12 protein-coding genes are annotated in these 17394 nt (G+C 70.5%); 2 read left to right on the forward strand and 10 right to left on the reverse strand.

All coding sequences use genetic code 11. The features are described 5' to 3' along the window. Positions 1–254: 254 nt before the first annotated feature. Positions 255–2462, reverse strand: a complete 2208-nt coding sequence (locus tag ACZ6S8_RS04940) for a discoidin domain-containing protein (RefSeq protein ID WP_469452522.1) — start codon at positions 2460–2462, stop codon at positions 255–257. Between the two features lie 375 nt (positions 2463–2837). Here ACZ6S8_RS04940 and ACZ6S8_RS04945 point away from each other — a divergent pair, with 375 nt between their 5' ends. Next, positions 2838–3860 carry a LacI family DNA-binding transcriptional regulator gene (locus ACZ6S8_RS04945; protein WP_469452523.1) on the forward strand — a complete coding sequence of 341 codons (1023 nt, stop codon included), beginning with the start codon at positions 2838–2840 and terminating at the stop codon, positions 3858–3860. A 120-nt stretch (positions 3861–3980) separates the two neighbouring features. On the opposite strand, the gene ACZ6S8_RS04950 is transcribed toward ACZ6S8_RS04945, so the two are convergent. Genes ACZ6S8_RS04950 through ACZ6S8_RS04965 form a run of 4 tightly spaced genes read right to left on the reverse strand, consistent with a single transcriptional unit; the run spans position 3981 to position 8566 of the window. Then, positions 3981–5336: a GH1 family beta-glucosidase gene (locus tag ACZ6S8_RS04950; RefSeq protein WP_469452525.1), complete on the reverse strand. Its 1356-nt coding sequence runs from the start codon at positions 5334–5336 to the stop codon at positions 3981–3983. A 33-nt stretch (positions 5337–5369) separates the two neighbouring features. Then, positions 5370–6209 (reverse strand): carbohydrate ABC transporter permease, encoded by an 840-nt coding sequence (locus tag ACZ6S8_RS04955; protein WP_469452788.1) that lies wholly within the window; start codon positions 6207–6209, stop codon positions 5370–5372. Positions 6210–6240: 31 nt separating this feature from the next. Continuing rightward, positions 6241–7236 carry a carbohydrate ABC transporter permease gene (locus ACZ6S8_RS04960; protein WP_469452527.1) on the reverse strand — a complete coding sequence of 332 codons (996 nt, stop codon included), beginning with the start codon at positions 7234–7236 and terminating at the stop codon, positions 6241–6243. Positions 7237–7249: 13 nt separating this feature from the next. Then, on the reverse strand, positions 7250–8566 hold the full coding sequence (locus ACZ6S8_RS04965; RefSeq protein WP_469452529.1) for an ABC transporter substrate-binding protein: 1317 nt from the start codon (positions 8564–8566) through the stop codon (positions 7250–7252). Between the two features lie 184 nt (positions 8567–8750). Between ACZ6S8_RS04965 and ACZ6S8_RS04970 the strand changes: the two genes are divergently transcribed. Then, entirely contained in the window at positions 8751–10070 is a 1320-nt protein-coding gene (locus tag ACZ6S8_RS04970; RefSeq protein WP_469452531.1) for an ROK family transcriptional regulator, read from the forward strand. A gap of 51 nt (positions 10071–10121) precedes the next feature. Here ACZ6S8_RS04970 and ACZ6S8_RS04975 read toward each other — a convergent pair whose 3' ends face one another. The 5 genes from ACZ6S8_RS04975 to ACZ6S8_RS04995 all read right to left on the reverse strand — a co-directional run bounded on the left by ACZ6S8_RS04975 (position 10122) and on the right by ACZ6S8_RS04995 (position 16694). After that, entirely contained in the window at positions 10122–11477 is a 1356-nt protein-coding gene (locus ACZ6S8_RS04975) for an ABC transporter ATP-binding protein (protein WP_469452533.1), read from the reverse strand. A gap of 264 nt (positions 11478–11741) precedes the next feature. Next, complete coding sequence (locus ACZ6S8_RS04980) at positions 11742–12953, reverse strand: PucR-like N-terminal domain-containing protein (RefSeq protein ID WP_469452535.1); 1212 nt, start codon at positions 12951–12953, stop codon at positions 11742–11744. A 211-nt stretch (positions 12954–13164) separates the two neighbouring features. Continuing rightward, positions 13165–14109: a hypothetical protein gene (locus ACZ6S8_RS04985; protein WP_469452537.1), complete on the reverse strand. Its 945-nt coding sequence runs from the start codon at positions 14107–14109 to the stop codon at positions 13165–13167. 119 nt (positions 14110–14228) lie between these two features. After that, the gene (locus tag ACZ6S8_RS04990) at positions 14229–15854 is read right to left on the reverse strand and encodes a DUF6801 domain-containing protein (RefSeq protein ID WP_469452538.1); all 1626 of its coding nucleotides are present in this window, start codon (positions 15852–15854) and stop codon (positions 14229–14231) included. A 204-nt stretch (positions 15855–16058) separates the two neighbouring features. Beyond that, complete coding sequence (locus tag ACZ6S8_RS04995; RefSeq protein WP_469452540.1) at positions 16059–16694, reverse strand: hypothetical protein; 636 nt, start codon at positions 16692–16694, stop codon at positions 16059–16061. Positions 16695–17394 lie beyond the last annotated feature (700 nt).

Genomic DNA, 17394 nt, shown 5'->3' on the forward strand with positions numbered 1-17394 from the left:
GGGCACGGCCCTGCCAGGTGCTCGGGCCTCGCCCCGGCCGGGAACGCAGGGCCGGTCGGTGTGGGCTCGGGCCCCCTGGGCCGGGGCGGGGAGACCGGTTCACCCGGCCCAGGGGGAGAGCTCGCCTCCGTCGGGTCAGCGGAGGCCGGTCGAGCGGTGGTACCCCCGGGCCGCGGCGGCAGGGCGGAAACCGGGCCCGGGGAGTGCGGCCCGGCTCCGGTGGGTCACCGGAGCCGGTGGGGAGGGACGGCGGCTCAGGGGAAGGAGACGACCGTCGAGGGAACCGTCGAGGTGCCGGCCGGGACCGTGGACGCCCCGGTTTCGTTGATGACGTGCGCGTAGTGGCCGTTGCCCCCGAGCGACACCGTCAGGAGGCTGTGGAACGTGACCCCCGGCTTCACGGGAGCCTTGAACCCGTGGTCCTGGATGATCGTCGGATCGACGTTGTAGTTGCTGTAGGAGCCCAGGCCCCAGGCTTCGTGGGTGTTGACGGAGTCGTCCACCCGGTAGGCGGCGTATCCACGGGTGCTGCCGTTCTGGATGGCCGCCTGGTTGGGCGCGTCGTACGCCTTCTCGTTCTGGTAGAAGACCGTCTTTCCGCGCTCGCCGAACCACTCCACGTCGTACTTGTTGAAGTGCTCGACGAACAGGCCCGTCGCCAGGACGTCGTCCCCGTTCACCCGCACCCCGTAGTCGGCGCGGTTGGTCTCCCAGCCCACGCCCTCCCCGTGGTCGGCGCGCCACACCCACGTGTGATCGACGATGGTGTCGTCGCTGTTCACGACCATGCTGGTCGTCGCCTTGCCCGCGCCGGCGCCACCGACGCGGATGTAGACGTCCTGCACGGTGGTGGGATTGGCGGCGTGGTCGGCGGAGGAGTTCTGCGGTCCGAGCTCCAGCAGGGTCGGCGAGTTGACCGGTCCGGCGTCGATCAGGAAGCCGGCGAGACGGACGCCGTCGACGTCGGCGACCTTCATCGCGGTCACCCCGTTGTCCGGGATGATCGTGGCGAGGCCGAGGCCGAGCACGATGGTGTTCGCGCGGTTCACGTCGATGGTCCGGTCGACGTGGTAGACACCGGGCGTGAACAACAGGTTCAGGCCCTGGGCCAGCGCCTGGTTGATCGTGGCGGCGGTGGTGCCGGGCTTGACCACGTAGAACCGGCTGAGCGGGACGGATTCGCCCTGCGGGGTGCCGTTGGCCCAGCTGGTTCCGCGGGCGTTGGTGCGCTTGGCCGGGGCGAACACCTTGTACTCGTTGCCGTCGAGGTAGAGGTAGGGCTTCTCGCGGGAGACGGGCGTGGTGTCGAGCGTGGTGTAGCGGGGCTCGGGGAACGCGTTGGCCGGAGCGCCCTCGACGCCGGAGAAGGTCTGGTTCCACACGCTGTTGGACCAGCCGCCGATGGAGCTGTCCCGGGTGTACCACTGCTGCTGCGAGTAGTTGCCGACCTGGCCGTCGACCTTGGAGTCGGCGATGTAACCACCGCTGGCCCAGCCGTAGCCGTTCGGGGCCAGGTTGAGCGCGCCCTTGACGTGCATGCGACGGAAGGAGGACGCCTGGGAGACCGCCCACCGGTTGGTGCCGCTGACCGGGTTCACGGTCAGACCCTCCGCACCGCGCCAGAAGTTCTGCGTCGCGTTGCCGTTGAACCAGCCCGCATCGACCGTCACGTCACCGTTGATGGTGGTGTCGCCCGGACGCAGGCCGAGGCCGGCGATCTGGGTGTAGAAGCCGATCTGGGCGTTGATGTTGTTGTAGGTGCCCGGCTTGAGGAGGAAGGCGTGCCGGCCGCTGCCGAACTGCGCCGACTCCTGCTCGCGGAACACCTGGTCCAGCTTGTCCTGGATACCGGGCGTGGCCGGGTCGATGACGTGCACGTTGGGACCCAGGTCACCGCCGCCCGGCAGGGTCGGGCCCCCGTCGCCGCCTCCCGTGCTGCCGAACACCTTGAACTCCCAGAGCGAGTAGCCGTAGCCGGTGGCCCGGGTGACGCCCTGCATGCGGACGTAGCGGGCGGTCCCGGAGACGGCCACGGTCTCGGTGCCGCCGGCGCCGGTGGTCGTGGAGTGGGCCGTGGACCAGTCGGTGCCGTTGACCGACAGTTCGATCCGGTAGGCCTTGGCGTAGGCGGCCTCCCACTGCAGGACGACCTTGCTCAGCTCGGTCGCGGCGCCGAGGTCGACCTGGAGCCACTGGGCGTCGGAGGCGGCGCTGGACCAGCGCGAGCCGTTGTCGCCGTCGACGGCGCCGGCCGCAGGAGTGCCGTAGTGCTCCTGACTGGAAGCCGTCACCGGCTTCCCCTGCGAAACCAGCGGCGCCTCGGCCGAGGCGGCCGGGGCCGACGGGGCCAGCGCGAGCAGAGTGCCGACGAGCGCGGTCGTGACCGCCCCGGCGAGCCCCCTCCGGGGGGAAACGGGACGTCGCCTGCTCGGCGACGCATCGGCGGGTATGCCAGTAGGCATGGGTGCTCCTTTAACGAACCTGAAACGGGAGAGCGCTCTCCAGACCTTGCCCGTCACGCGATCGACCGGTCAAGGGCCTTGTCGCGCTTTTCTTTCGTCTTTCATTAAGTTCCGAGGTGGGAGGGGGTGGGCGCGCGGGGCTCACGCGGCGGATTCGCCCGGAGCCCGAGCGTTCTCCCTGCGCACCTCTCTCACAACCCGTCACCTCGGCTGTACACAGCGGGATTTCGGGGAACGGGCAAGTGCTGCGGAGGGTCGCCCGGTGACCCCGTACGGCGGTCACCCGGCCGCGGGGCCCGGCGCGGGGCGCGGCTCGGCCGCGGCGTCCTGAAGGGCCGGGCCGCGGCGACGGGGCGGCACGTTAGGGTTCTGGGCATGAGCAGCAGACGGGGCCCGACGCTGGAGGACGTGGCGCGCACGGCGGGGGTGTCCCGGGCAACGGTGTCGCGCGTGGTCAACGGGACCCGCAACGTGGATCCCGACATCCAGGAGCTCGTCCGTCACGCGGTCGAGCAGACGGGGTACAGGCCGAACCGGGCAGCCCGGTCGCTGGTGACCCGGCGGACGGAAACCGTTGCGTTGATCATCTCCGGCGCCGGGGACACCTTCGCCTCGCGCGTCTTCGCCGACCCGTTCTTCGGACGGGTGGTCAGCGGGGCCGTCGGGTACCTGCGGTCGCACGGCATGCACCCGGTCATCCTGGTCGCCGAGTCCGAGGTCGCCAGGGAACAGGCGGTGGACTACCTGGGCCAGGGCGCCGCCGACGGCGCGCTGGTGGTGTCGATCCAGGCAGGCGACCCCCTGCCCGGGATGCTCCTCGCCGCACGGATCCCCGTGGTGCTCTTCGCCCGTCCGGATTCCGGGCAGGCGGTCAGCCACGTCGACCTCGACCACGCCGACGGAAGCCGGCTGGCCGCCGAACACCTGCTGGCCCGCGGCTGCCGGCGGATCGCGACGATCTCCGCGCCCCAGTCGATCCCGGCGGCCAAGGACCGGCTCGACGGGTTCCGCGCGGCTCTGGCCTCGGCGGGGACGGGCGAGGTTCCGGTGGCCGAGGGAACCTTCACGGTGGACAGCGGCGCGGCGGCCATGACCAGGCTGCTGATCGAGCATCCCGACGTGGACGGAGTGTTCGCCGCGAACGACCTGATGGCCCAGGGTGCTTGCCAGGTGCTGCGCGAGCAGGGCAAGCGGGTGCCCGAGGACGTCGCCGTCATCGGCTTCGACGACTCCAGCGTCGCCGCGACGTGCCGCCCCGCGTTGACCACGGTTCGCCAGCCCGTCGAGAAGATGGCCGCGGAGATGGCGCGCCTCTTGGCGGAACACATCCAGGGCACCCGCACGGAACCCGCCTCGATCGTCTTCGAGGCCGAACTGGTGCTGCGCGACTCGGCCTGACCCGCTCGCCCGGCGACGCGAGGAGCCCGCCCGGTACCGCACGCCCGGCGTGCGCCACGGGCAGGCCCCGATGCCCGGAGTCTCCCTGCCCGATGTCCCGGAGCCGGGGGCGCCCGCCGGTTACGCGTGGAGCCGGCGGTGGCTGCGGACGAGGTCCGCGTAGCGGCGGCCGCTGGTCTTCACGGTGCGCTGCTGGGTGGCGTAGTCGACGTGGACGAGGCCGAAGCGCTTGTCGTAGCCGTACGCCCACTCGAAGTTGTCCAGCAGGGACCAGGCGTAGTAGCCGGCCAGCGGTGCGCCCTGGCGGACGGCGCGGGCGCAGGCGGCCAGGTGCTGTTCGAGGTAGGCCGTGCGCTCGGGGTCGTCGACCGCCCCGTCGGGGCCGACGGTGTCGGGGAACGCGGAGCCGTTCTCCGTGACGTAGAGCTTGCGCACGCCGTAGTCGTTGGTGAGGCGCAGCAGCAGGGACTCGATGCCGCCCGCGTCGATCTGCCAGTCCAGGCCGGTGCGCGGTACGTCCGGGAGGCGGACTTCGCGGGCGAAGGGGACCGGGCCGGTGGGGTCGTCGGCGACGGTGGCGGGGAAGTAGTAGTTGAGGCCGTGCCAGTCGAGGGGGGCGGCGATCGTGTCGAGGTCGCCGGGGCGCTCGGGCAGCTCCACGCCGTACAGGGCCCGCATGTCGGCGGGGAAACCGCGACCGTATACGGGGTCGAGCCACCAGCGGTTGGTGTGTCCGTCCATGCGGGCCGCGGCGGCGACGTCCTCGGGGTGGTCCGTGGCGGGCACCACCGTGGAGTGGTTGGTGACGAGGCCGATCTGCGCGCCGGGTGCTGCGGCACGGAGGGCCTGGGTGGCCAGGCCGTGGCCCAGCAGGAGGTGGTAGGAGGCGCGGACGGCGGCGGTCAGGTCGGTCAGACCGGGGGCCATGCGTCCTTCGAGGTGGCCGATCCACCCGGAGCAGAGCGGTTCGTTCAGGGTGGCCCACTGGGTGACGCGGTCGCCGAGCCGTTCGGCGACGGCGGAGGTGTAGGCGGCGAGGTGTTCGGCGGTCTCGCGGACGGTCCAGCCGCCGCGGTCCTGCAGGGCCTGGGGGAGGTCCCAGTGGTAGAGCGTCACCGAGGGGGTGATGCCGGCTTCCAGGAGCCCGTCGATCACCTTGTCGTAGAAGTCGAGGCCGCGGGCGTTGACCGGCCCGGAGCCGTCGGGGACGATGCGGGGCCAGGCGATCGACATGCGGTAGGCGTCGGTGCCGAGCTCCTTCATGAGGGAGATGTCCTGCGGCCAGCGGTGGTAGTGGTCGCAGGCCTCGTCACCGGTGTCGCCGTTGTCGACCTTGCCGGGGGTGTGGGAGAACGTGTCCCAGATGGAGGGGCCGCGGCCGTCCTCCTTGACGGCTCCCTCGATCTGGTAGGCGGAGGTGGCCGTGCCCCAGGCGAAGTCCTGGGGGAAGGCGCCGAGGTCTATGGAATCGGACACAGCGAACCTTTCGAAGAGCAATGGAGGGCGGTGCTACTTGACGGCGCCGGCGGTCAGCCCGGTGACGAGGTAGCGCTGGAGGAGGAGGAAGCCGCCGACGACGGGCAGGCTCACGACGAGCGAGGCGGCCATGACCTGGTTCCAGTACACGTCGTTCTGGGTCGAGTAGCCCTGCAGGCCCACCGCGAGGGTGCGGGTGGCGTCGTTGGTCATGACCGAGGCGAACAGCACTTCGCCCCAGGCCGTCATGAAGGCGTAGACGCCGACGGCGACGATGCCGGGGATCGCGGCGGGCACGATGACGCGGAAGAGGGCGCCGAGCGGACCGCAGCCGTCGACCTTGGCGGCTTCGTCGAGGTCCCTGGGGACCGAGTCGAAGTAGCCGATCAGCATCCAGATCGAGAACGGCAGGGAGAACGTCAGGTAGGTGACGATCAGGCCGATGCGTGAGCCGAAGAGCGCGATCCCGGTGACGTTGCCGATGTTGACGTAGATGAGGAACAGCGGCAGCAGGAACAGGATGCCCGGGAACATCTGCGTCGACAGCACCGTGACGGTGAAGAGGCGCTTGCCGCGGAAGGAGTAGCGGCTGACGGCGTAGGCCGCGAAGATCGCGATGACGACGGAGAAGACGGTCGCCGCCCCGGCCACGATCAGCGAGTTCATGAAGTAGTCGCCGAGGGGGACGGTCTTCCAGATGTCGAAGTAGGGCTGGACGGTCAGGCCCGAGGGGATCCACTGGAACTTCCCCGACACGTCCTGCAGCGGCTTCAGCGAGCTGGAGATCATGACGTACACCGGCAGCAGGACGAAGCCGGTGAGGAGCGTCAGGAACACCAGACGGCTCACGAGGAACGACTTGGGGGGCGCCATCGGCGACCGGGACTGCACCACCCGACTGTGCTCAGGCATCGGTGGCGCTCCTTCCTCGGGAGGTGAACAGCAGGTAGACGCCCGTCACCACGAGCAGGAACAGCAGCAGCAGGACGGACATCGCGGAACCGGTACCGAAGTTCCAGGTCTGGAAGGAGGACTGGTAGATGTGGATGGAGATGAGGTCGGCCGCAGCCGGCGCCGATTTCCCGAACAGGACGAACGGCGTGTTGAAGTCGTTGAACGTCCACAGGAACAGCACCAGGATCAGGACCTGGTTGACCGGGCGCAGCGAGGGGAGCGTGATGCGGCGGATCTGCTGCCAGACGCCCGCCCCGTCCAGGGCCGCGGCCTCGTAGATCTCGCGCGGGATGTTCTGCAGGCCGGCCATCATGATGAGGAAGGCGAAGGGCCAGCCCTTCCAGACGGAGACGACCAGCAGGGTGATGAAGCTGTTTTCGCCGATGAGCCAGAACGGCGGGCTGTCGGTGAGCCCGAGCTGGTCGTGGATGACGTGGTTCACCAGGCCGTTGTCGCGCTGGAACATGAAGGCCCAGGTGATGACCGCGGCGTAGACGGGCAGCGCGTACGGCACCAGGAAGATGGTGCGCAGGATGCCCCGGCCCTTGAACGTCTCCTGCATGAAGACCGCGGCGGCCGTGCCGATCAGCCAGCACAGGCCCACGGAGAAGAAGGTGAACAGGCACGTGGTGAAGAAGGAGCTCAGCAGTGCCTCACCGACCGGTGCGTCGAAGTCGACGGTCAGGGAGTAGTTGTCCAGGCCGGCCCAGGGCGCACTGCCCCAGTCGCGGAGGTAGAACTGGGTGAGCTCCTTGAAGCTGACCACGATGCCGATGAGCATCGGGATCAGGTGGACCAGGAGTTCGAGGACGAGGGCGGGGAGCAGGAGCAGGTACGGAAGGGAGATGCGGCGCAGCCGCCCGGAGCGGCGCGTGCGGGGCGCCGCTCCGGGGTGGTTCTTCCGTACCGTCCGCTTGCCCGAACGAGGGGGGGCGGTGGTGGTCATGAGGTATCCGTGCCTACTTCTTGGGCATCTGCTGCTGGGCCTTCTCGAGCTTGGCCTTCACCGACTCCGGCGTCACCGGCCGGCCGGCGGCCGCGTCGGCGAAGAGCTCCTTGACCGCGGTGCCCACCACCGTCTCGAACTGCGACTCCTCGGGGACCTGCGGGAGGGCGGCGGCGCTCTTGGAGAGGGTGTCGCGCAGGACGGCGAGTCCGGGGGTGTTGAACGCCGGGTCTGACTGCGCGGACTTCACCGGCGGGATGGAGCCGTAGGCCTTGTTGAGGATCTTCTGCTCCTCGTCGCCGGTCATGAAGTTCACGAACTTCGTGGCGCCGTCGATGTTCTTGGTGTTCTTGAAGACGGCCATGTTGATGCCGGCGACCATGGAGTTGACGGAGGTGCCCTGGCCCGGCGTGCCGGACTGCACGGGCGCGGGGACCACGCCCCACTCGTCTTCCTTCATGCCCTGCGCGGCGAAGGTGGCCGACGCGGTCTGCCACAGCACCATGGCCGTCTTGCCCTTGGCGAAGTCGCTCAGTGACTGGTTCTGGGAGTACTCGGCGTTGCCCTTGGCGACGATCTGCGCGTCCGCCATCAGGTCGACGTACTGCTTCACGGCCTTGACCGCACCGTCCGAGGTGAAGTCGGCCTTGCCGTCCGCGGTGAAGAAGTCCGCGCCGTGCTGCTTGCCCAGGACGAAGATCTGGTGGATGTTGTTCGACAGGTTGGAGCCCTCGACACCGAAGCCGGCCTTGCCGTCCTTGGTCAGCTGCTTGCCGGTCGCGATCAGCTCGTCCCAGGTGGCCGGCGCCTTGGTGACGCCCGCGTCGGCGAACGCCTTCTTGTTGTAGTAGAGCGCGTACGACATCGAGTACAGCGGGACGGCCGCCGGGTCCTGCCCCTGGACGCCGGTGGAGCCCAGCGCCGACTCCACGAACCGGTCCTTGCCGCCGATCTTCTCGAAGTTCTTGCCGTCCCACGGGAGCAGCGCGCCGCTGGCCTGCAGCGAGGCGCTCCAGGTGTTTCCGATGTTCAGGACGTCGGGACCCTGGCCGGAGGTGGTCGCGGTCAGGATGCGGTTGAGGAGGTCGCCCCACGGCACGACCTCGAGCTTGACCTTGATGCCCGTCTGCTTCTCGAACTTGTCGAGCTCCGGCTGGAGGACCTGCTTGTCGACCTCCAGGCTCGATCCCTGGTTGGAGGCCCAGTAGGTCAGCGTCTTCGGCTGCTCGTTGGACCCGCTCCCGCCGGTGGAGCCGCCGCCGCAGGCGGCCGCCCCGAGGACGAGGGAGAGGGTGACGGCGCCGACCGCTGCGACTCTGATTCTGCGCATGGCTCCATGGGCCTTTCAGGAAGGAACGGGATGCCGACTGCGGGGTGGGGGACGGACGTTCCGCGGGCCGCCCCCAAAACCACATGGCTTAATTTAGGATGTGAGTTAAACCTCAAGCGAAGGACTCGTCAAGAGCGTTCACGCAGGTATCTTGCAGGTATGGGCATCGATGACAGGGGACAGAGTGCGAGTGCGTAGCGGCCGGACAGTGCGTGACCTGCGGCGGGAGAACCGAACCGCCGTACTGCAGCGGTTGTATTTCGACGGCCCCCTCAGCCGCTTCTCGCTGGGCCCTGCCACCGGGCTGAGTTCCGGCTCGGTCAGCAACGTGGTCGCGGAGCTGGTCGGCGACGGCCTGGTGGAGGAAGCCGGGAGCGTCGAGTCGGCCGGCGGACGCCCCAGGACCCTGCTCCGGGTCAGCCCGACCAGCGGCTACATGATCGGTGTCGACGTCGGCGAGACCCGCATCCGCATCGAGCTCTTCGACCTGACCCTGACCGAGCTCGCACGCGTGGAGCGGCCTCTGGAGACGGCGGGGCCCCGCCGCGTCGACCGCTACGACGTCGCCGTCGTCATGCGGCACCTCCGCGAGGGCATCACCGAGGTCCTGCACCGGGCCGGAATCGCACCCGAGCGGCTCCTCGGCGTCGGCATCGGCGTTCCCGGCATCGTCGCGAGAACCGACGGCGGAGCCGTCGTCCACGGCCAGACCATCGGCTGGGACGCCGTCCCCCTGGAACGGATGCTGCGCGATTCCCACCTGCTGCCCGACACCGTCCCGTACTACATCGACAACGGGGCCAAGACCCTCGGCCAGGCCGAGATGTGGTTCGGCGCCGGCCGCGGAGCGCGCAACGCCGTCGTCGTGCTCTTCGGCTCGGGCGTCGGCGCCTGCGTGGTCAGCGACGACACCCGGACCGGCCGCGCCATCGAGTGGGGCCACCTGACCGTCCGGGTCCGCGGGCGCCGCTGCCGATGCGGCGCCCAGGGCTGCCTGGAGGCGTACGCGGGGGCCGAGGCCCTCCTGGAACGCTGGGCCGAGGCCGGCGGGCGCCCGCTGGCGGACACGGACGAGGAGACCGCCCTGACCGCGATGCTCGCCGCCGCCTACCCGGCACCGGGCCCCGACGGCACGGCCCCCCGGGCCGACACGACGGCCCTGGCCGTGCTGGAGGAGACCGCCGAGTACCTCGGCGCGGGATTCTCCGACCTGATCAACCTCTTCCAGCCCGAACGCATCCTCGTCGGCGGCTGGGCCGGCCTGCAGCTCGGCACCCGCTTCCTGGACTCCGTACGGTCCCACGCCACCTCGTACGCCCTGTCGTACCCGGCCGCCAACGTCCGCATCGACCTCGGCACCTTCGGCCCCGACGCCGTCACCGTCGGCGCGGGGATCCTGCCCCTCGCCGACTTCTTCGCCCACGGCGGCCACCGCACGGAACCCGAACGCGAGGAACCGCTCCCGGCCTGGCGGACCACACTGCAGGAGCGGGCGGCACACTGAACCCGCAGCCCACCCCGCAGTCTGCGAGGTGGGCCGTTCGGCATCGGGGCGCTACCTCTCCAGAGGGGCGATCCCGTCCCCGGCCGGAGACACCCGACGCCCCGCCCGGTCGAAGACGTACAGCTGCCCGAGATCGACCAGCAGCGGGATCTGGGCCCCCACCCGCACCCGTTCGTGCGGTCCCGTGCGCACCACGAGGTCGCTGCGCACCATCCCCGGCCGTTCGGGAGCGAAGCCCGGGGCGGGCCCCCGGGCAGGTTCCGCCGGCTCGTCCAGGACCGCCACCGACCCGGACAGCCGTTCCGCGGCGCGGTCCCTGAGCCGGCCCAGGCCGCTCCGCCGCCGCCTGAGGGCGGCGCGGCCGGGAGCGGCCGGGTGCCGTGCCGCCTCGAGATCCGCCACCACCGCGGGCCGCGAACCCGTGTCCACGTGTACCAGGGCCTCGTGCCCCTGGTACTCGACGTGCTCGACGATGCCGGTGACCGCCACCTCGCCGGGCCGCGCCCGGCTCGGTGCCGCGATCCTGACCGCCTCCGACCGCAGGCCGACGATGACCGGGCGCCCCTGCTGGATCCGCAGCAGCTGGTGATCGGCGCTCAGGGGCTCGGGCAGGGTGAGCCGGTGCCGGCCCAGGTCGATCCACATTCCCGAGCCCAGCGGCGCGTGGACGACTGCCTGGAGCAGGCTGATGCGCGGTGTGCCGATGAACGCGGCGACGAACACGTTCGCCGGGAGGGCGTAGGCGTCCCGGGGCGAGCTGACCTGTTGCAGGACGCCGCCGCGCATGACCGCCACCCGGTGGCCGAGGGACATGGCCTCCGACTGATCGTGCGTCACGTACACCGTGGTGACGCCGAGTTCGGCCGTCAGACGGGCGATCTCGGCCCGCAGGCGCCCGCGCAACTTCGAGTCCAGGCTCGAAAGCGGCTCGTCCATCAGGAACACCGACGGCCGGCGGGAGATCGCCCGGCCCATCGCGACCCGCTGGCGCTCGCCGCCCGAGAGCTGACCGGGGAAGCGGTCGAGGAGGTCTTCGATGCCCAGCATCCGGGCCGTCGCCTCCACCTGCGGCTCGTGATCACCGCGGGGATCGCGCAGCTTGAGGGGGAAGCCGATGTTGGCCCGGCCCGTCATGTTCGGGTACAGCGCGAAGCTCTGGAACACCATGGCGATGTCCCGCTCGCTCGGCGGCACGTGGTTGGCGTACTCCCCGTCGAGGAACAGCGCGCCCTCGGTGATGTCCTCCAGGCCCGCGATCATCCGCAGGACGGTTGACTTGCCGCAGCCCGACGGCCCCAGCAGTACCAGGAACTCGCCCGGTTCGACGGTGAGGGAGACGCGCTCGACGGCGAGGGAGCCGCGCCCGTATCTCTTGCTGACATCGCGCAAGGCGATGGAACGACTCATAACGATCCGCCCGAAGCTGGGGATGGTGGAGTGGGGGGTGGGGGAGTTGAGGACAGAAGTTAGCCCACGCCACCCCGTGAGGGAACGGGCAGCGCAAGGCGCCGCCCCGATGCCGGGAACTCGGCTTCCCGGGCGGCGGATTGAGCGCCCGGTTCCTTGACTCCGGCCGGGAGCCCCGTTAGGTTCCCGCCGTGGGAAAGCGCTCTCCCGTACGTGGTCGGCAACCGCGTCGCCGGACGGGCCGGCCCCGCGGCGCGGGCCGGGCTATTCCGCGTAGTCGTTGCCCTGGAGGTGGAGCGAGCGCAGGGCCGCCTCCAGCGCGAAGCGGTGGTCCGGGTCCGTGATGCGGTCGCCCAGACGGGCGTCCAGGTTGCGCAGGCGGTACCGCACCGTCTGCGCGTGGACGCCGAGCACCTCGCCGACCTGTTCGGCGGGGGCCCGTGTGGCGATGTGGACGCGCAGCGTCTCGACCAGACGGCCGCGCCGGGAGCCGCCCAGCCCGCTGAGCGGGGCCAGTTCACGAGCCGCGATGTGCGTGACCAGTCCCGGGTCGGACAGCAGCCACAAGGTGGTCAGGTGGTCCTCGCAGTGCACGACCGGGCCGTCGGGCACGATCCCGTCGTCGATGAGCTGCAATACCTTCCTGGCCCACCGGATGGAGTCGGCGGCCTGTGGCGGCGGCACGGTCAGGCCGATCACGGCCGGGGCGCCCGCCAGCGCGGATTCGAGCATCGCCAGGCGCTCGGGGGTGAGCGGCCCCGGGATCAGCAGGTGCGGCTGCGGGATGCCGAGGTCGGCGAGGACGTCCCGGTCGAGGCACGCCCGTATGTGGTCGGGGGCCGGAGCGCGCAGGGCCACCAGCGTGCACAGCGCCGGCAGTTCCCAGGACGCCTGCTCGCACAGCTCGGCGATGGTCGCCTGCGGCAGGGGCGACCCGACCAGGATGAGATGGAGCAGTTTCCGGCGTAACGCCGATAACTCGGAGGGCGCCCGTTCCTGGACTTCCGCGTACCCCTCGCGCGCGACCGCCTCCAGCTCGTCGACGTAGGCGAAGAGCGCGTCCGCGAAGGCGAGGATCAGCGAGGGGGACAGGTTGTACTGGCGGCCCATGGTCTTGGCCCGGCGCAGGGCGATGCGCGCGCCGAGCCGGTAGGCACCCTGGAGGGTGTCGAGGTCACGGCCCTCGTATGCCTCCACCCGGCCGAACTTGCGCAGGAGTTCGTCGCGCAGGACCGAACTCGTGCCGGGGTCGGCGACGCGGTCCACGAAGGTGGCCAGTGCCTGCTCCACGCCCTGCCGGATGGCGTCCGCGTTGGGGCCGTTGAGGAGACGGGCGTACACCGGATAGGCGCGCTGGACCTCGACCCGTATCTCTTTGATGAGCCCCGGGACCTCGGGCCTCATCAAGGCCGCGAACTCCTTGGGGAGGGGGTCGAGCGGTTCGCCGAGGTCCGGCGTTTCTGGCATCGAGGGCATGACTGATCCCTTGCTCTCCTGCGCGCCCGGTGGGGGAGCGGCGTGGCAGCGCCCCGCTGGCTGGGAGGCGCTGCGCGACCGTCAGGTGCATACCTGTGTGAGGTGCTGACGCTAGGTCAAGTCCGCTGTGCTGTACACCGTTTGAGCAGGAGATGCGCAGGAGTGCGGGTGGAGCCCGGCGAGTCGGCCGGGAATGGTCCTTCGCTGACTGTTACTTGACGGCCGAGTGCCAGTTGCGGGCGAGCTGCTTGCCCGCGTCGGGGGCGATCGTCCCGGGTGCGAAGAGTCCGCTCAGGTAGGTCTGGGTGTTGTTCAGGGTCAGGCTGTTCTTCCCGGCCGCGGACGGCAGGCCGGTCTTGAGGTTGACCGCCGCGTCGATCACGCCGAACAGCCCCAGCCCGCAGCCGCTGGCGCCGGGGACGGCGAAGGTCGTGTCGCTCTGGGTGGAGCCGAGGAGGTTGAGGCGGCTCATCTCGCCCTCCTCGTTCGCGGTGCCGTCACCGTCGAACCGCTCCACGGCGAACGACGGGTAGGTCAGGTTCTTCGGCTTCAGGACGATCGGGTTGGTCTTGGTGCCGATGTAGCAGTTGCTGCCCAGGAACGGGTTCTCCAGGTGGATGCGGACCGGGATGTTCACGATCGTCTGGTCGGTGACGACGCCCGCGATCTGGTCGAAGTCCGACGGGGTGCCCACCGACTCCAGGGTCGCGGTGATCTTGTTGAGCTTGCCGTCCGAGAGCTGCTTGCAGATGGCGGTGACGCCGGGGATGTTGCTCGGGCACATCAGCCCGAGGAGACCGCCGGGCACCGTCGCCGAGGCGGCGATGATCGCGCCGGAGGCGGGCGCGACGACGGTGCTGGTGCCGTCGGCGTTCTGGACGACGCCCATCTGGAGGTTGCTGTTGCCGGTGATGACCGTCGTGTTGCCGAGCTTGATGGACCCGCTGGCGGCGTAGGAGACGACGCACTGCGGTGCCTTGTCCAGACCGTCCGCCCCGAGCATCGTCGGCGAGTCCACGGGACAGCGGGTGAACGGACCCCACGCGCCGTTGAGGTCCGGCGTGGCGGCGGTCGCCGTGCCGAGGGAGGCGAACGCGCCGAACGCGGTCAGCGCCGCGACGGTGGCGAGCCGGGTACGTGCGGAGGCGAGTGGCATGGAGGTGCCTTTCGGTGACGGGGGACGTTCGGGACGGGCTTGCGGGTGCGGGTCTTCGGGGTGCCGGTGCGCGGTCCGGATCTGCCGGGGGCGCCGGGCGTCTGGGCGGGGGGTACGGATCAGCGCTCCGGCACGGGGACCACGAACGGCTGGCGGTCCTCGGTGCACTGGCCCTCGGTGGGTACCTCGACGCCCACCGCGCAGGTCTGCCCCTGGATCTGCTTGACGTAGTTGCCGGGTCCCGAGATGGACGCGGTCAGCAGCCGGTCCAGGTCCTCACCGCCGGCGCCGCAGCCGGTGAAGGGGGGGATGGTCACCTCGCCCGTCAGCGGCCCGCCGGAGGTCAGGACGTATCCGGTGGCATCCGTGCCGTTGATGAGCTGTCCCTTCCCGAGCATCACGAGGTGCGGACCCGGGTACGTGGCCGGATCGGGCTCGGGGGAGCTGAGCGGCGTCTGCGTACGGCACGACGGGCCGACGTCCAGCGGCGTGCCGTTGACCTTGACGTCCAGGACGCGCAGGACCAGCGGGGCGCGCACGTACGTCTCCGCGATGTTGTCCGGGAAGACGAGCAGGACGTCCGAGGCGACGGTCATGGGCCCCGCCTGTTCGAGGATCATGGTCGCCGTCGTCGGGGTGAAGCCGAAGGTCAGGAAGGTGGACTGGAACGGCGGGGTCTGCTTGCGGCCCTGGTGGTCGAGGTAGGCGTCGGACTTCTGGAGCAGGTGGATGCTCCCGTCCGGAGGGAAGGCGATCTCCGGGTCGCCCTGCTCGATCTGTACGCACGACACCGGGATGAGGGAGGCGCCGCCCAGTTTGCGGACGTTGGAGTAGCCCGTGATGTACGCGTTGAGCGACTTGTCGGTCGGGTTCTGCTTGACGCAGGGCGGCGCCGGCGGTCGGGCGGCCGACGAGCCGGCGCGTGCGTCGCCGACCTTCGGGGCCTTGTCCCCGTCCTTGGCCCCGCCCGTCCGGCCGGGGGGTGTGCCGGGCGCCGTCGACCCTTTCGCGGTGCCGGGGTCCGACGGGGACGCCGGGTCCGCCGGCTTTCCGGACGCCGGAGCCGTGGGTGCCGACGGCGAGGGCGAACCGCTCGGGGCCGGCGTGGAGGGGGCCGGCCCGACCGGCACCGCGGCCAGCAAGCCGTGGCCCTCCGCGTCCTTCGCCAGGGTGCAGGTGAGGGAGAGGGACGCGGGTGTGGCGGGCGTCCCGTCGGCCGTACCGAGGGCGAGGTCGACGCCGAGGTCCGCGGCCGTGAAGGTGAGGTCGCCGTCGGCGGCCGCCGTGACGGTCGGGGCGTCGCCGGTGGTGGTGAGGGTCAGCGGCCCTTCGGCGGGCACGGGGACGGCCGGGGCTCCGGCCGTGCCGCGCCAGAGGGCCTGCGTCGAGGCCCCGCGCTGGGCGACGTCGAGCGACAGCCGGGTCTCGGGCACCACCGTGGTGGCCTTCAGGGCCGTGAGGTCGGCGACCGCCGCGGCCGGGAGCTCGACCGCCGTGGTCACCCCGGTGGGAAGGATCTTCTCGCCGGCCGTGGCCCGGCCGGGGAAGGTGGCCTTGACCCGGACCGCGGCGCGCTGGTGCCCCGAGGGCAGCGCGCAGTCGTAGGACAACTTCGCGGTGATCTCCTGCGAGCCCACCGCGGCGGCGGCCGACGGGATCAGGGGGGCGAGCGCCGCGAGGGCGGCGATCGCCGCACCGCGCGCGCGGACGCGGTGTGTCCCCGGGGCGGGAGGGTGGCCACTCATCGCTTGCTCCGCTCGGGCGTCGTGCGGGGGCGCCGACGGCCGGCGCGGCCGGTCGGCGTGTCTGGTCGGCGAATCTGTGCGGCGTATCTGTGCGGTGCTTCCGTGCGGTGCGTCTGTTCGGTGCCGGGGGTCGGCGAACGCCCGGCCGGGGTCACCGGTCGGGCGCTCGGACCCGGGGGAGTGCCGGTGGCACTCCCGCACGCCTTACGGGTTGGAGCCGACGATGGTCGGGATGATCGCCGTGCCGGTCTTCTTGACCAGGTAGGCACCGGTGAAGATCGGCTTGGCGCCGACCGGGACGGCGCTGCCGCAGTTGGTGGACGAGACGACGTTGAGCTGACCGGAGGTGCTCGCGACCGCCAGCTTGCCCGTCGAGTTGGTGTACGTGGCGGCCGCCTTGCCCGTCACGCGGAAGACGCAGGCACCGACGGTGACCTTGGCGTCGACGTTGCCGATGTAGCCCTTGGTGACGCCGGTCGCGGCGGTGTAGTCCTGGGCCACCACGGTCCACGGGGTGGTCGGAACGGTGGTCACGTTGCCCAGGACGCTCGTGCAGGGCGAGCCGCTGGCACCGAAGTTGATGGCGCTGATCGAGCCGACGGTGGCCGGGTTGCCGGTGGTGCTGGCCATCGAGCCGGATGCGCCCGACGTCGTACACGTCATGGCGATGCCGTTGACGCTGAGGACGATGTTCCCGCTGTTCGTCGCCGTGTAGGTCGACGGGGAGGGGTTGACGGTCCAGGTGGTGGACGGCACGGCGGACGCCGGGCCCACGGTCAGGGTGAACGCGGCGGCAGCGGCACCGGTGACGACGGCGAGGTTTCTGATGGACTTCTTCATGGCTCTGGGACTCTCCTTGGGGATTGACCGGCAGAGGTGGGCCGCAGCTGTGCGATGGGGGAGACACAGAGGACCCGCGGCTCGGTGTTCCTCGGCCGCGACGCTGACGTTACTTGCGGGAAACTTGGCTGAACAATGGCGCAGTTCAAGATTCTTTGAAGAGCCCGAATTACCTGTTCGCCGGGTGAGCGGTCCTCGACGCCGCCTTAGTCTCCGGGTGCGCAATGTCGACAATTTCGATCGATCACGCACCGTGCTGCCACTTTTTTCGCCGGGGCGGGTCGTATGAATCTCGATATGAAGAGGAAGTGCTCTCCGGCATGACAAGCCGCGGGGTGCATGTGTAATCCGCGTGACAAGGAACGCCGGGGTGCGGGAGGCGTACGGAAAAACTCGGACCTGCGTATTGCCGTCGGATGTTACCCGGCCGTAGCGTTCCGGGTGCGACGCTCGACCCCTGGTTGGCGGCCCCTGACGGCAGAAGTCGTGCCCGATGGTCTCGGCCCTGCCTCCCGCCGGGGCCGGCACCTTCCCGGGGGCCCCGCCGATCCGGCTCACGGCCCTCCGAGACCCCGCTCTGTCTCGCCGGAGACAAGTGGAGCACTCGGATTTGTCCACACGGTGACAAATTCCGGGGCGCCGGGCCGAATTGGTGTCACGCCTATTGTCCCGATGATCGTGAACGACCTAACGTGCGGCC

This window comes from Streptomyces sp. NPDC048461 (genome assembly GCF_055587105.1).

Excerpts from the sequence above, each read along its gene's own strand:
- ACZ6S8_RS04940 (WP_469452522.1), bottom strand. The coding sequence starts at position 2,462 with ATGCCTACTGGCATACCCGCCGATGCGTCGCCGAGCAGGCGACGTCCC.
- ACZ6S8_RS04945 (WP_469452523.1), top strand. The coding sequence starts at position 2,838 with ATGAGCAGCAGACGGGGCCCGACGCTGGAGGACGTGGCGCGCACGGCG.
- ACZ6S8_RS04955 (WP_469452788.1), bottom strand. The coding sequence starts at position 6,209 with ATGGCGCCCCCCAAGTCGTTCCTCGTGAGCCGTCTGGTGTTCCTGACG.
- ACZ6S8_RS04960 (WP_469452527.1), bottom strand. The coding sequence starts at position 7,236 with ATGACCACCACCGCCCCCCCTCGTTCGGGCAAGCGGACGGTACGGAAG.
- ACZ6S8_RS04965 (WP_469452529.1), bottom strand. The coding sequence starts at position 8,566 with ATGCGCAGAATCAGAGTCGCAGCGGTCGGCGCCGTCACCCTCTCCCTC.
- ACZ6S8_RS04975 (WP_469452533.1), bottom strand. The coding sequence starts at position 11,477 with ATGAGTCGTTCCATCGCCTTGCGCGATGTCAGCAAGAGATACGGGCGC.
- ACZ6S8_RS04980 (WP_469452535.1), bottom strand. The coding sequence starts at position 12,953 with ATGCCCTCGATGCCAGAAACGCCGGACCTCGGCGAACCGCTCGACCCC.
- ACZ6S8_RS04985 (WP_469452537.1), bottom strand. The coding sequence starts at position 14,109 with ATGCCACTCGCCTCCGCACGTACCCGGCTCGCCACCGTCGCGGCGCTG.
- ACZ6S8_RS04990 (WP_469452538.1), bottom strand. The coding sequence starts at position 15,854 with ATGAGTGGCCACCCTCCCGCCCCGGGGACACACCGCGTCCGCGCGCGC.
- ACZ6S8_RS04995 (WP_469452540.1), bottom strand. The coding sequence starts at position 16,694 with ATGAAGAAGTCCATCAGAAACCTCGCCGTCGTCACCGGTGCCGCTGCC.